Annotated in this window: 9 protein-coding genes and 4 pseudogenes; 5 read left to right on the plus strand and 8 right to left on the minus strand. The window is 63.9% G+C overall.

What is annotated here, in order from left to right; translation table 11 throughout:
• Positions 1–82: 82 nt before the first annotated feature.
• The 3 genes from J5T34_RS07405 (at position 83) to petA (ending at position 1,776) form a co-directional block, all read left to right on the plus strand.
• Positions 83–385 carry a hypothetical protein gene (locus tag J5T34_RS07405; protein WP_062799373.1) on the plus strand — a complete coding sequence of 101 codons (303 nt, stop codon included), beginning with the start codon at positions 83–85 and terminating at the stop codon, positions 383–385.
• 45 nt (positions 386–430) lie between these two features.
• Entirely contained in the window at positions 431–676 is a 246-nt protein-coding gene (locus tag J5T34_RS07410) for a DUF2933 domain-containing protein (RefSeq protein WP_208579253.1), read from the plus strand.
• Positions 677–1,170: 494 nt separating this feature from the next.
• Complete coding sequence (petA, locus tag J5T34_RS07415) at positions 1,171–1,776, plus strand: ubiquinol-cytochrome c reductase iron-sulfur subunit (RefSeq protein ID WP_062799377.1); 606 nt, start codon at positions 1,171–1,173, stop codon at positions 1,774–1,776.
• A 162-nt stretch (positions 1,777–1,938) separates the two neighbouring features.
• Here the strand turns inward: petA and J5T34_RS07420 are convergent, their stop codons facing one another.
• A complete protein-coding gene (locus J5T34_RS07420; protein ID WP_170265909.1) occupies positions 1,939–2,124 on the minus strand; it encodes a hypothetical protein in 186 nt (61 codons plus the stop codon).
• Between the two features lie 232 nt (positions 2,125–2,356).
• On the opposite strand from J5T34_RS07420, the pseudogene dsbD reads away from it, so the two are divergent.
• Positions 2,357–4,293 (plus strand): annotated as a pseudogene (gene dsbD, locus J5T34_RS07430) (protein-disulfide reductase DsbD).
• Between the two features lie 58 nt (positions 4,294–4,351).
• Here dsbD and J5T34_RS07435 read toward each other — a convergent pair.
• From J5T34_RS07435 to merT, 6 genes and pseudogenes are all read right to left on the minus strand, one after another.
• Positions 4,352–7,289, minus strand: a pseudogene (locus J5T34_RS07435) (Tn3 family transposase).
• Positions 7,290–7,507: 218 nt separating this feature from the next.
• A pseudogene (locus tag J5T34_RS07440) lies at positions 7,508–7,771 on the minus strand (DoxX family membrane protein); the annotation flags it as partial.
• Positions 7,731–9,416: a mercury(II) reductase gene (gene merA, locus J5T34_RS07445; RefSeq protein WP_062799379.1), complete on the minus strand. Its 1,686-nt coding sequence runs from the start codon at positions 9,414–9,416 to the stop codon at positions 7,731–7,733. The pseudogene J5T34_RS07440 and the gene merA, both read right to left, overlap by 41 nt.
• Before the next feature lie 40 nt (positions 9,417–9,456).
• Entirely contained in the window at positions 9,457–9,876 is a 420-nt protein-coding gene (gene merC / locus J5T34_RS07450; protein ID WP_062799381.1) for an organomercurial transporter MerC, read from the minus strand.
• Between the two features lie 28 nt (positions 9,877–9,904).
• Entirely contained in the window at positions 9,905–10,177 is a 273-nt protein-coding gene (gene merP, locus J5T34_RS07455) for a mercury resistance system periplasmic binding protein MerP (RefSeq protein ID WP_062799383.1), read from the minus strand.
• 13 nt (positions 10,178–10,190) lie between these two features.
• Positions 10,191–10,541: a mercuric ion transporter MerT gene (merT, locus tag J5T34_RS07460; RefSeq protein WP_062799386.1), complete on the minus strand. Its 351-nt coding sequence runs from the start codon at positions 10,539–10,541 to the stop codon at positions 10,191–10,193.
• Between the two features lie 71 nt (positions 10,542–10,612).
• On the opposite strand from merT, the gene merR reads away from it, so the two are divergent.
• Positions 10,613–11,020, plus strand: a complete 408-nt coding sequence (gene merR / locus J5T34_RS07465) for an Hg(II)-responsive transcriptional regulator (protein WP_062799388.1) — start codon at positions 10,613–10,615, stop codon at positions 11,018–11,020.
• A gap of 346 nt (positions 11,021–11,366) precedes the next feature.
• Here the strand turns inward: merR and J5T34_RS07470 are convergent.
• Positions 11,367–13,118, minus strand: a pseudogene (locus J5T34_RS07470) (Tn3 family transposase); the annotation flags it as partial.
• Positions 13,119–13,367 lie beyond the last annotated feature (249 nt).

The raw sequence follows: 13,367 nt of genomic DNA on the forward strand, positions 1-13,367 counted from the left end.
CCGGACTGACTGTCTGCCCGCCCACTTGTCTGGTACTGGATTGGCGCGTGGTCATTGAATCGCGATCGATAAGGAGATCGCCATGAATACGAAATCACTAGTAGCCGCAACCCTAGCCGTGGTGATGCTTGGCGCCAGCGGCTGGTCCGCAGCGGCCGGTGCAACCCGTGGCGCCGAAAGCGCCAAGACGGGTGCACAGGACAAGGGGCACGACATGATGATGGACCACATGATGGGCGGCGGCATGATGGGAAGCTGCCCGATGATGGGCCTGCCACCTGGCAACGAGAAGCTTTCGATGCAGATGCATGCGGACATGATGCAGGCGATGGGCGAGATCATGCGCAAGTACGCGGACAAGATCCAGACGCCACCGACGAAGTAAGGACGCTGTCCAGATCCGAACCATTTGAAAAGGAGTACCACCACCATGAAATGCAATCCGAAAGCAATGATCACCGCAGGCATCGCTCTGGCGGCAATGCTGGCAGCCGCCTATGCCCTATTGCCGCCGGTCCGAGCGCTTGTCCTGGGTATTGGGCCGTATCTCCTGCTCTTGATCTGCCCATTGTCGATGTGGCTGATTAAGAGCATGAGCGCGCAGGACGATCAAGTGGGCGGAATGACCGAGCAAGCGCCAAAGCAGAAGCCCCATCCATTTCGAATCAAGGAGTGACAGGACGGCAGAGCAATTGGCACGCATGGCGGACGCGTACCCGGGCCGCCAACGAAGAGAGAGGTAACACGTGAACAAATCGTTGATATGGAGAGTCCTCTTGATCGTGTTCGCCATCATCGGCGTGCTGCATCCTTTGGCGCGGTAGGCATGCTCGTGATGCATCAACGCATGATGGGCGGGTTCAGTCTTTGCTAGCCCGGGTGCAAGCTGGGGAGCAGCGCCTGAAGTAGACGGGCAAGTGCGTGCCCTCCTGCCATGGCGAAGCAAGGGGACTCGGCAACCTTGTGGGAAATTGATGCTTGCAAGGCAGGAAGAGCAAGACCTGGCCCACCGCTTCGCGGCGGACTATGAGGCGTATCGCAAGCGGGTGCCCGTGTTCTTGCCGGGCCGCTGCCAATGGGCGCAGCTATTGGGCAAGCTCTGGGAGTGAGCGGTTGGGCAGCCAGTCACGTTGCTGGCCACATGCCCCCCCGGGATTGGAGTAAATCGCCATGAACAATCCGACGGCAGACACACAGAGCGCACGCCAGCGCCGATTGCTTCTGCTGGCCACCGGCGCCATGGGAGGCGTAGGCCTGGTCGGCGCCATGGTGCCATTCGTGGCCAGCATGGCGCCAAGCGACGCCGCAAGGTCGCGGGGCGCGCCCGTCGATGTGAGGCTCGGCGCCGTGGAGCCAGGGGGACTCGTCACCGTCGCCTGGCGCGGCAAGCCCGTCTGGATACTGCACCGGACCCGCGACATGCTGGCGCGTCTGGGCAGGCACGATCGCCTGTTGAGCGATCCCCTGTCCCAGAAGGACCAGCAGCCCGCGTATGCGAGTAATGCGACACGCTCGCTCCGCCCGGACTTCTTTGTGGCGGTAGGCATCTGTACCCATCTGGGATGCGTACCGACCTATCGCCCGGACGTCGGCGCGGCGGACTTGGGGGATGACTGGCCTGGTGGCTTTTTTTGCCCTTGCCATGGTTCCAAGTTTGACCTGGCCGGCCGCGTGTTCCGCAACGTCCCAGCGCCGCTCAATCTGGAGATCCCACCGCACGCGTATCAAGGCGAAACCCGTCTGGTGATCGGCCAGGATCGCAATGGAACCGGATGATGACTTACCCCGACAGTGCACTGCTGATCGTCCAACCCTGCGTTGTCAAGGAGGCGCCCATGAGTACCATATGTGTTATTGCCATCGTGCCCTCTGAGCTTTTGGAGAAGCTGGAGAAGCGCCTCGCAACCGTCCACGCGCCCGGATTGACCGCAACGAAAGTCAAGGGGTACGGCGAGTATCGGAATTTCTTCTCGAGCGATCTGACCACCCGTGCACACCAAGATCGAGATCTTCGCGGAGGAAAGCGACGTCGAGGCCATCACCAAAGCGATCATCGAGGTAGGACAATCCACCGTGCCAGGCGCCGGGATTGTGGCGGTAATCGCCGTCGAGAGGTTCTTGCATCTACACGTTCCCCCGGGAGCGTCAGTGGATACAGCCGAATGACCCGAATCGGCTGGTGCGTTGGGTGCCGGCGGGGATGAGCGCCCATGAATGCGGCGAGGCACAGATCGGCCGCAGGGCCAGATAACGATGCCCGTTGAACGGAGTTGCGGCGGCACGTGGCACCGGTCGGAATGCAAGTGGCACGAGCCGCGGCATTGCGTGGCCGGTAATTCAGTTCCAGAGGTGGGCTATGCAAACTGGCATGGCAGTGGCGCGTACGGGCGACACCGGGCGAGTATGGCGCTTGGCTCCGGGGCAATTCCTCCTGGGGCTGCTCCTCGTCACGTGGCTCTGTATCGCGGGCGCCGCTGGCGTTTCCCGCGCCGTGGGCGAGGAAGATCTTCTGCCGCCTGAGCGGGCCTTGCGCTTTGCGGCCCGGCAACTCGACGAACACGCCATCGAGGTGCACTTCGACATCGCGGACGGCTATCACCTCTACCGTGAGCGATTCGCCTTTGCTGCCCGGCCGGCAGGGGTGAAGCTCGGTACACCTGTGCTTCCACCAGGGCAGGTTAAGTACGACGAGGCGTTTGGCAAGGAGATGGAGATCTACCATGGTGGCGTCAAGATTCGCGTGCCAGTGGAGGTCACTCCTGCGGATGGCGAATGGACGCTGGTCGTGACATCGCAAGGCTGCGCCGACAAGGGAATCTGTTATCCACCGATGGAGAGCGTATACAAGGTGGGCGGCAGCCCGCTCGGCGGGCCTATTTGATAAGCGCGAGGGTGGCACGCCAATGGCGATGCTTGTGCCACCGACTGCAGTAACCTCTCCCGGAGCGGGCGAATACCAGGGCGGGCATGCGATACCGGAGATCGTGCCACATGGCGATGACGGCGACCGCATCATTCGCGCGCTGACCAGCCACCAGCTTGGGGCAATCGCGCTGCTCTTCCTCGGCTTCGGCCTGCTGCTGACGGTCACGTCGAGCGTGCTGCCGATGGTGCCGATCCTTTGGTCCATCGTCGTGGGCGAGCACGTGACACGCAGCCGTGCGCTGATCATCTCGCTAGACTACGTGCTCGGCTCGGCGGTAGCCTATGCCGGCGTCGGCATGGCCACCGGGTGGCTCGGTGAGAGGGTCTTGACAGGGCTGCTGACGCCCTGGGCGCTCGGGGCCTTCGCCACGTTGCTCGTGGCCCTGGCGCTATCGATGTTCGGGCTCCGCGCGCTGCTGCGGCAGCCCCGATCGACGACATCCGCACAGCAGCTGGATCGTCGGGCTGCCGCAGCACTGGGGGCGATGTCCGCGTTGGCCGTCGCGCGCATCATGCCGGCGCCGCTATCGAGCACGCTCGCCTATCTCGCACGAACCGGTGATGCCATGACCGGAGGCGGTGCGTTATTCGCATTGGCGATCGGCATGGGGTTGTCGCTGGTGCTGGCCGGCGTCGCCGCCGGCAATCTCCCGCCGCGCGCCGGGCACTGGCTGGAGGTGACCAAGCGTTGCCTTGGCTTTCTGCTGCTGGGCGAGGCGAACTTGGGTGATCACCCCGCTATTGCCACCCTGGGCCGTGATGGCAACGTGGGCCGCTCTGCTGCTGATCGCCGCAGTTTTCCTGGGCGCCTTCGATTCGCTTGGCCCCAAACCGCATGGCGTGGCCCGGCTGGGCAAGGGCCTGGGCCTGATCGCCGCGCTGGCGGGAACCATCCTGTTGGTCGGGCTGGCGTCGGGCGGGCGGGATCTGCTGCAGCCTCTGTCGCACCTGCGCACTCGCCAGTCGTCGCCAGCCACCGCCGCCGACCACGCGGTGGTGCACTTCGCGCGGATCCGCTCGGTGGCCGAGCTCGACGCACGTCTGGCGCAGGCCGTTGCGGCCCGCAAGCCGGTACTGCTCGATTTCTATGCCGACTGGTGTGTCAGCTGTAAGGAGATGGAGACGACTTTCAGCGATCCCGGAGTTCAGACGCAGTTGGCCGGGGTTGTCGTACTTCGAGCTGATGTGACACAAAACAACGCCGACGACAAGGCGTTGCTAAAGCGCTTCGGCCTATTCGGGCCGCCCGGCATCATCTTGTTCGGCGCCGATGGGCGAGAGAGCCCGGTGCGGGTCATCGGCTATCAATCCGCATCGCGTTTCCTTGATAGCCTCGAGCGCGCCTTCGGTAAGGAAGGCAGGCCCTAAGGATGACATCACCGACTCCAACCCGCGAGGATAACGGCACAATCCGAAAAAAAATGGGCTATGCAGTGCGCCACTGCGATGGTGAGTCCGGCGTGCTCGTCGCACTCGGCAGCAGCCGATGGGCGTAACGTGCAATCGGAAAATCGAAAGTACCACGCAAATTGATGCCTTCCAGACGAGTCGGCGCAATCTGGCGCAAATCCTCGGCACGCATGGATTCGCCGCCGATGGCCTCAATCGCGTCCAGCGCGCGCTGCATGTGCAGCGTGTTCCAGGCCATCACGGCATTGGACAACAAGGTCAGAGCCGACGACACCGCCGCCAGCGACGCATCGTGCCGGGTCAATTCCAACGGAATCTTGCCATAGTGGATGGCCCGCTGCACCGTGTGGACCGCCTCGCCGCGGTTCAAGGCATGCTGCATCTCATGGCGGAACGCGGGATTGGTGAAATAGTCGATGAGGAAGATCGTGCGAAACAGCCGCCCGAGATGCACGCCAGCCTCATAGATGGGTTGACCTTTCGCCGCTGCACCGAAACGCATCAGGGCCTGCACTGCCGTACATTGCCCCGCTTTGCACCGATGCCGCGATCCGGACCAGTTCGTCCCAGGCACGTTCGATCAAGACCAGCCGGACATCCGCGTCCGCCACCGCAGCCAATTCCGCCGGTATCTCGTGATCCCTGGGCACATGCAGGCGGCGATCGCGCAGGTGGGCAAGCCGCGGGCAGAGATCGAAGCCAAGTAGCCGGGACAGGCTCATGGCGAAATCGGTGTAGCCATGGGTATCGACCGCTAGTTGTGCCACGTCTTCCGATCCGCTCTGGCGGATGACGCCCTCAATGGCGACACCGGCCTGCCGCTCGTTCAGTAGGATCGGCTGGTCATAGAAGATGCCCCAGCGGTCCCGGACATGCGTGTACATACCGATCGATGCCGTGCGCCGGCGCGGATCAGCCCGTGCCCGCCAGACTGTGCGCGTGGTCTCCAGCGACATCATGTCCGACGACGCCAGATCGGCGCGCCCCCAGTGCTGGGCGATCGGGTGCTGATGCATGAAGATCAGGACGGCATCGGCGGCCTGGCGCAGTTTGCGCTCGTCCGCGATGCGATGCATCATTTGCCGGATCGCGCTGGGCGACAACTCCGGCACCATCCGTGCGAGGTCCGCCGCCGACATTGAGGTGCCGTGCGCCAGCACTGCAGCGTAGATCATCAGCAGCTCGCTGCGCGAATGCGGTTCCCGACCCAGCAGGAGCCAGCTGAAGTGGGTGCTGCTGTCAATCTCCAGCAGGATTTCGGGCAATTGTCCACCGGGGTGCCGCTCGAACAGCGCGCGTCGCAGCGCCTCCACAGAGGCTTCCGGTTTCTTTGCCGTGAGCGGATCGATATGGATGGCGCTATCAATGTTCAGCTCCCCACGCTGGACTGCATCGCGCAACCTGGCGAGCCCCGCGTCCAGGTGCGCCACCACAGGATCGAGGAACGCCTTGGCGTCCTGCGGCAGCTTGAGATGACCGTAGAAATGGTTACGCCGGGCTTGCCAATCCTCTTTGGAGATGAGTAGGGCCGCCTGACTGCGGAAGGCGAAGCTGTGGTCCAGGAAGACCGAGCCATTGCGCAGCGCCACCCGCAGGGCAAACAGCGTCCCCCACTCGAAGGCGGCCAGGGCCCGCTTGCGATCCAAGCCCTCTAGTGCTGGCTGCCAGGCGCGTCCCAATCGAACCATCACCCGATCAGGGAGCCAGTCGGCCCTGCGCGCATAGAGCTTGCGCAGTACCTCCATTGCCTCGATCACCGGGTGGGCCGACTGTGCCGCAAATGGCAGATGAACCAGTCTGCCCAGCAAGGCACGGGATAGCCTGTGTCGCGACAGGAGTTGCGCGCGGATGAGGCTGGCACGGCTCGCTAGATGCTGACCAGCTGCCTCGTCAGCCAGATTGCTCAGTTGCTGACAGAGGGCATCCCTTGTCTGCGTCTCGTCTGCGACCAGCGCTTTGACGGCGGCAGCGAATTCCCCCAACTTGGTACCTGGGTCCGGTCGGCCCGCGTCAATTAGGCGTCCGGCATCGTTGACGCATTTGCGAATCCAGTGCCGCAGCATGGACGACAATTGATCCGTGGCCGCGCATAAGGCATAGCGTAAAAAGCAAGCCGATTCCAGGCGGCGGGACTGTTGCGCGACCCGCTTGCTGACCGACGCCGGGCGGTTGGCACAGCGCCGCGCATAGTGCCGCACCACCGCCTCATTGCAGGCTGCCGGCCAACCGCTGTGGATGCCCAGCTTGTACAGGCGGTCGATCTTGTCGAACAACTCGCCCATCTGATGGGTCGAATTGCGTAGCGGGACAGCCCACAGCCATTGTTGTAGGCTCGGCCGGTCGTTTTCTGGCCGCGGTAGCAGGGCACCCCACGCATCGAGGGAAACCTCGCCGTAGGCCTGCACCAGCGCGTCAGCCAGGGCCGACTCGAATGCCTCTCCGGCCTGGCTGATCAGCCGCTTCAGCGCTCGGTCATGCGGAATCAGGATGCGATGCTCGTAGAGCCAGCGCTTCAACTCGTGCAGCAGGTCACTGCGGCTCGGTTGCCCTGCCAGCCGCTCCTTGAGCCAGCGCGTCACGTAACGTCGCTGATGCTCTGCCATCGGGCTGAACCCCAGGGCTTGGTAGGCCAGCATCTGATGGTCCACCAAGGTATCGGTGCGCCCGTCATACAGCGCGCTCAGCGTGCCCATGTCCGGCGGCGTGATGCCGAGTTGCGCGCCCACAAAGGCCCAGAGGAATTTTGGCACCTGCTTGTAGGCATCGAGGGTGCGCCCCGTCATGCGGACAAAGCCAATGTGAACGGCACAGGCCAAGCGGTACAAATGGCTGCGCCGCGCATGGATCAGGGCCCGCTCTTTGGCGGAGAAGGTGAAGAACGTGGTAAGCTCAAACTCGCTGAGTTCGCGCGGAATCTGCCGCATGCCCAGATACGCCAGTTGCCAGTGATCCATCGCGCTCTCCCAAGCGTAAGACGGACCGCTGAGGTTATCGGCAATGAGACCGGGACGCAACGTTTCGACACAATAAGTGCGCTATGAGGCAATCGCGCCCAACTGGCGACAGTAGACAGCAACTTATTGATTTACTGGGGTATTTTCCCGGACGCCGCCCGGAAACCCGCGTGAATGCTAAGGGTGGCTACCCCGGTAAATTGCACCGAAATCAAGGGGACGCCGATCACCGCCGTCATGCCGAGCAGGACCATCCCCACGGCGCGGGTCGCTAGTCCCAGCAACAGCAGAGCTGGGGCGGTCAGCTCGATTGACACCGCCAGGTAGGCCGCAGACTTCGAGGGCACCAGCGGCACCCGGTAGTCCCCGCGGAACAGTTCGAGGGCGGTATTCCAGTTGGCCAGCTTGGCCATCGCCGAGTTCCAGACGGTTGGCTTTTTCTCAACCCGCACAGCAAGACAGTTGCGTGACGTCCTTGGCAAAGGTCTGCGCCGCGAGCTTCAGCCCCTCGACCATCGTCAGGTATGGGAACAAGTGGTCGGCCAGCTCTTGCACGGTCATCCGCGCCCGGATCGCCAGCGCCGCCGTCTGGATCAGCTCACCCGCTTCAGGCGCCACCGCCTGCACGCCGATCAGGCGGTCCGATCCTGCCTCGGCAACCAGCTTGATGAAGCCGCGCGTGTCGAAGTTGGCCAACGCGCGCGGCACATTGTCGAGCGTGAGCAGGCGGCTATCGGTCTCGATGCCGTCGTGGTGCGCTTCCGCCTCGCTGTAGCCCACGGTGGCGACCTGCGGGTCGGTGAACACGACCGCCGGCACGGCGCTCAGATCAAGCGCGGCATCGCCTCCGGTCATATTAATCGCCGCGCGGGTGCCGGCCGCCGCGGCCACGTAAACGAACTGCGGCTGGTCGGTGCAGTCGCCGGCGGCGTAGATGTGTTGCGCGGTGGTTCGCATGCCGTTGTCGATGACGATGGCGCCCTGCGCGTTGACCGTCACCCCCGCCGCCTCCAGTGCCAGCTCACGCGTGTTCGGCGCGCGGCCGGTGGCGATCAGCAACTGGTCGGCGCGGATTTCGCCGTGCCCGGTAGTGAGCACGAATTCGCCGTTCGCGTAGGCCACTTGGCTGGCCTGCGTGTGTTCCAGCACCGTGATGTCCTCGACACGGAAGGCGGCCGTGACGGCCTCGCCGATGGCCGGATCCTCGCGGAAGAACAGCGTGCTGCGGGCCAGGATCGTGACCTGACTGCCGAGCCGGGCGAAGGCCTGCGCCAGCTCCACGGCCACCACCGACGAGCCGATCACGGCCAGCCGCTTAGGAAGGATGTTGCTGGCCAGCGCCTCGTTCGAGGTCCAGTACGGGGTGTCCTTCAGACCGGGGATCGGCGGCACAGCCGGACTGGCACCAGTAGCGATCAGGCAGCGGTCAAACGCCACCTCGCGCTCGCCGCCTTCGGCCAGGCGCACGCTCAAGGTGTGTCCGTTCTGGAAGCAGGCCTCGCCGCGCAGCACCGTGATGGCCGGCGTGCTCGCGAGGATGCCCTCGTACTTGGCGTGGCGCAGCTCATCGACACGCCCCTGCTGCTGGGCGAGCAGGCGCTCGCGCAGGATCGCCGGTGGCGTGGCCTGGATGCCCCCGTCGAACGGGCTTGCGCGGCGTAGATGGGCAATGTGGGCCGCGCGGATCATGATCTTGGACGGCACACAGCCAACGTTGACGCAGGTGCCGCCGATGGTGCCGCGCTCGATCAGGGTCACCTCGGCGCCTTGCTCGACGGCCTTGAGGGCCGCCGCCATCGCGGCGCCGCCGCTGCCGATGACGGCGATGCGAAGCCCGCAGCCTTCGCCTGCGGATTTCTCACCGCGGCCCAGCCAGCCGAACGCCTTGTCGAGCAGGCTGCCGCGCTTTTCCGCCGGCGGGGCCTCGGCGAGCATGGCCCGGTAGCCGAGTCCGGCCACGGCGCCAGTCAGCGCATCTGGCGACGTGCCGGGTTCGGCGGCGATTTGCGCCGTCCCCTTCGGGTAGGACACGACCGCAGACCGCACGCCCGGCACCTTCTCCAAGGCATCCTTGACGTGGACGGCGCACGAGTCGCAGGTCATTCCAGTAATCTTCAAGTGGGTCATACCACAGTTCCAATGTTCACTTCGGCAGCGGCCAATGCGGTCAGCCGCGCTTGACCGGGGGTTCACAGGCGTTCGGTGCCCCGCAGCGCTTTGCCGGCGAGATGAAGTCCCAGATCGATACGCCGACCATGAAACTCAGGCCGACATAGAGCAGCGCCTCGCTGCGCCGGCCAACCGTCAAATACACCGCCGTCAGTACCAGGAGTGGGCCGATCACGCCGAGTGCGGTCCGTTGCCACTGCCGATGGCTAAACCAGGCAGTCGCATTGGCGAGTAGCGCGATACCAGCGAACACCCGCAGCAGAACGCTAATGAACAGCCCTTCGTACTGGCTCAGGAAGCCTAGGCCAATAGCCGCGCCCAAGCCGGCGATGGCGGGAAAGCAACTCGCGCAACCCATCGCCGAGACGATACCGCCGAGCGCCCCTGCCTTGTTGGTCACGCGCGTGATCCGTCCCATGCGGTCACTCCCATGTTCGATCCGGGGCTTACCGCTTGACGCTGGACGGATAGCCCGCGTCCTCGGTCGCCTTGGTCAGTTTCTGCACGCTGGTCTTGGCATCGTCGAAGGTGACGACGGCCTGGCGCTTCTCGAAGCTCACTTCGGTCTTGGTCACGCCGTCGACCTTGGAGAGCGCCTTTTTGACCGTGATCGGGCAGGTTTCGCAAGTCATGCCCGGCACGGACAGCGTGACGGCTTGCATGGCGGCCCACGCCGGAGCAACGGCGGCGAGAGCGAGGGCGGCAAACAGCTTCTTCATGGCGAACTCCTGATCAGTAGAACCATGGCATCACGTAGGGAAAGCCGAGCGCAACCAGAACCAGCAGGGCGACGACCCAGAAAATGAGCTTGTAGGTGGCGCGTACCCGCGGGATAGCGCAGGCCTCGCCCGGCTTGCAGACTTGCGCCGGGCGTAAAACGCGCCGCCAGGCGACGAACAGAGCCAGCACTGCGGTGCCGAGAAACAGCGGCCGATATGGCTCCAGCGCCGTTAAATTCCCGATCCAGGCCCCGCTGAAACCGAGCGCGATCAGGAGCAGCGGCCCCAAGCAGCAGGTGGAGGCGAGGATTGCGGCGATGCCACCGGCAAAGAGCGCACGGCGCCCGGCTTGCAGTCGTGACATGCGTTTTTCCTTTCTTAGTAGGTAGGGATAGCGTAACCTTACTTCCGTACTTATGTACGGAGTCAAGCGATATGCGGAGCGGATTGGAGAGCCTGACCATCGGCGCCTTCGCCAAGGCGGCTGGTGTCAACGTGGAAACGATCCGGTTCTACCAGCGCAAGGGGCTGCTGCCAGAGCCAGATAAGCCCGCCGGCGGGATTCGTCGCTATGGCGAAACGGATGTGGTCCGGGTGCGCTTCATGAAATCGGCGCAGCGGCTGGGATTCAGTCTGGAAGAAATCGGTGAACTGCTTCGCCTGGAGGACGGCACCCATTGCGAGGAAGCGAGCAGCCTAGCCGAGCGCAAGCTCAATGACGTGCGCGCAAAGCTGGCCGACCTGAGACGCATGGAGGCCGTGCTGTCCGAACTGGTGGGCGCCTGTCATGCCAGCCAGGGTAACGTATCCTGCCCGCTGATCGCAGCGCTGCAAGCGGGATAAGTGCGCCAAAGGACGTAGTGGACGCGGGCTACGCTGCCCCAGTTCGTTCCGGCTTCTTTTGTACGGCTTCGGCGCAGCCAGCCTCATATGCCCCGTATCGAGGGGCAAGCGACCTAGTCGAGTCAGACATCGTCGGGGGGACAAAGCGGCACCAGCGGGCGCAGCGCTTGCAAGGCGCGCTTGTGCTGTAAGATCCAGTCGTACATTCCTCTACGACGCCCTCGGCTTGGCCAACGAGGGGCGGCCCAGTGGTTGGATACGACAATGTGGCGCCGTGTAAGTGCCATGCCGGTGTTGGCCCTGCCCGAGAACGGTCGTGAAGTCGTAACGCCGGTGAATTGCGGGTTCAGGCAGCGCTAGGCCAACGCACCTCCGGAAGCGATCGCAGCGGGCGGAATTTTCCATCTTGGAGCTTTTGGCTCTGACGCCACACGTAGTCGCCGGTCAGGTTGATGTGTTCCCAGCCGAGCGGCGACAGGTACGAAAACAGGGACGGATCGATGGGCATGCCGCGCTCCACCAGCGCCTGCACGGCACGTTCAAGGTAGACCGTGTTCCACAGGACGATGGCCGCGGTGACCAGGTTCAGTCCGCTGGCACGGTAGCGCTGCTGTTCGAAGTTGCGATCGCGGATCTCGCCAAGCCGGTAGAAGAACACGGACCGTGCCAAGGCGTTGCGCGCTTCCCCCTTGTTGAGCCCCGCATGGGAGCGCCGACGCAGTTCCAGGTCCTGCAGCCAGTCCAAGGTGAATATCGTCCGCTCGATGCGGCCGAGCTCGCGGAGGGCGACCGCCAGTCCGTTCTGTCGCGGGTAGCTGCCGAGCTTGCGCAGCATCAGCGAGGCGGTGACCGTGCCCTGCCGGATCGACGTCGCGAGGCGCAGCACCTCGTCCCAGTGCGTGCGAATCAGTCTCTCTTTGTACGCGCCGCCGATCATAGGGGCCAATGCCGGATAGTCGTCAGGATTGCCGGGGATGTACAGCCTTGAGTCCGCGAGGTCGCGAATGCGCGGGGAGAACCGGAACCCGAGCAGATGCATCAGGGCGAAGACGTGGTCCGTGAAGCCGTTGGTGTCCGTGTAGTGCTCCTGGACCCGCAGGTCCGACTCGTGGTACAGCAGGCCGTCGAGCACATAGGTGGAGTCACGGACGCCGACGTTCACCAGCTTGGAGTGATACGGCGCGTACTGATCCGAGATGTGCGTGTAGATCATCCGGCCGGGCTCCGAGCCATACTTTGGGTTGACGTGGCCGGTGCTTTCGGCACGGCCGCCCGCCTTGAATCGCTGGCCATCCGACGATGAGGTGCTGCCATCGCCCCAATGGGCAGCGAACGCATGGGCGGACTGCGCGTTGACCAGATCCGCCAGGCCCTGAGCATAGGTCTCGTCCCGAATATGCCAGGCCTGCAGCCAGGAGAGCTTGGCGTAACTGGTGCCCGGGCAGGATTCCGCCATCTTCGTTAGCCCGAGGTTAATGGCGTCGGCAAGAATGGTCGTGAGCAGCAGCGTCTTGTCGGCGGCAGGCTCACTGGTCTTCAGGTGCGTGAAATGCCGGGTAAAGCCGGTCCAGCCGTCGACTTCCATCAGCAGTTCCGTAATCTTGACGCGCGGCAGCATGAGCGCGGTCTGATCGATCAGGGTCTGCGCTTCCATCGGGACGGCCGCATCGAGCGGCGAGATCTTCAGGCCCGACTGAGTGATGATCGCGTCCGGCAGCTTGTTGGCGGCGGCCAACCGGTTGGCGGTGGCCAGCTTCAGTTCAAGCAGCCCGCGCCGCTCGCTCAAGTAGCGCTCGCAATCGGTGGCGATGGGCAGGGGCAGCAAGCGGCTCTGTCTGAGTGCGACGAATTTCTCGGCGGGCAGCAGGTACTCATCGAAATCCTTGAACTGGCGCGAGCCCTGGACCCAGATGTCGCCGGAGCGCAGGCGGTTTCTGAGTTCGGACAGCGCGCACAGCTCATAGTAGCGACGATCGATGCCGTTCTTGGTGCGTACCAGTGGCTCCCAGCGCTTCTTGATGAAGGAGGTCGGCGCGTCGGCCGGGACTTTGCGCACATCGTTGACGTTCATCGTCCGGATCGTATCGATGGCAGCCAGACTGCCGCCGTGCGGCCTGATCAAATATTGCGGCGCCATCAACATTGCGTGGCGCTGGTGCCGACTCTACTAGATTAAAGCGTATCGCCCGTAGGGCGGTGAGCGCTGCGAGTTGTACTTCCAGCAAGTTTTGCGCCCGGCCGTCCTTCGCTGCTGCTGGCCGACTGCGCACAAGTCGGCGACGTTGCAAGGCGGCGTTTGCCTGAAGCGACGCAATCAGGATGTCAAGGCGGGAGAGGTTAATGATGG

This window comes from Cupriavidus gilardii (assembly GCF_017598945.1).
In the GTDB taxonomy this organism is placed as follows: Bacteria; Pseudomonadota; Gammaproteobacteria; order Burkholderiales; family Burkholderiaceae; genus Cupriavidus; species Cupriavidus gilardii_E.

Coding starts and splice junctions, on each gene's coding strand:
- J5T34_RS07405 (WP_062799373.1), top strand. CDS start 83: ATGAATACGAAATCACTAGTAGCCGCAACCCTAGCCGTGGTGATGCTT.
- J5T34_RS07410 (WP_208579253.1), top strand. CDS start 431: ATGAAATGCAATCCGAAAGCAATGATCACCGCAGGCATCGCTCTGGCG.
- petA (WP_062799377.1), top strand. CDS start 1,171: ATGAACAATCCGACGGCAGACACACAGAGCGCACGCCAGCGCCGATTG.
- J5T34_RS07420 (WP_170265909.1), bottom strand. CDS start 2,124: ATGCAAGAACCTCTCGACGGCGATTACCGCCACAATCCCGGCGCCTGG.
- merA (WP_062799379.1), bottom strand. CDS start 9,416: ATGACCCACTTGAAGATTACTGGAATGACCTGCGACTCGTGCGCCGTC.
- merC (WP_062799381.1), bottom strand. CDS start 9,876: ATGGGACGGATCACGCGCGTGACCAACAAGGCAGGGGCGCTCGGCGGT.
- merP (WP_062799383.1), bottom strand. CDS start 10,177: ATGAAGAAGCTGTTTGCCGCCCTCGCTCTCGCCGCCGTTGCTCCGGCG.
- merT (WP_062799386.1), bottom strand. CDS start 10,541: ATGTCACGACTGCAAGCCGGGCGCCGTGCGCTCTTTGCCGGTGGCATC.
- merR (WP_062799388.1), top strand. CDS start 10,613: ATGCGGAGCGGATTGGAGAGCCTGACCATCGGCGCCTTCGCCAAGGCG.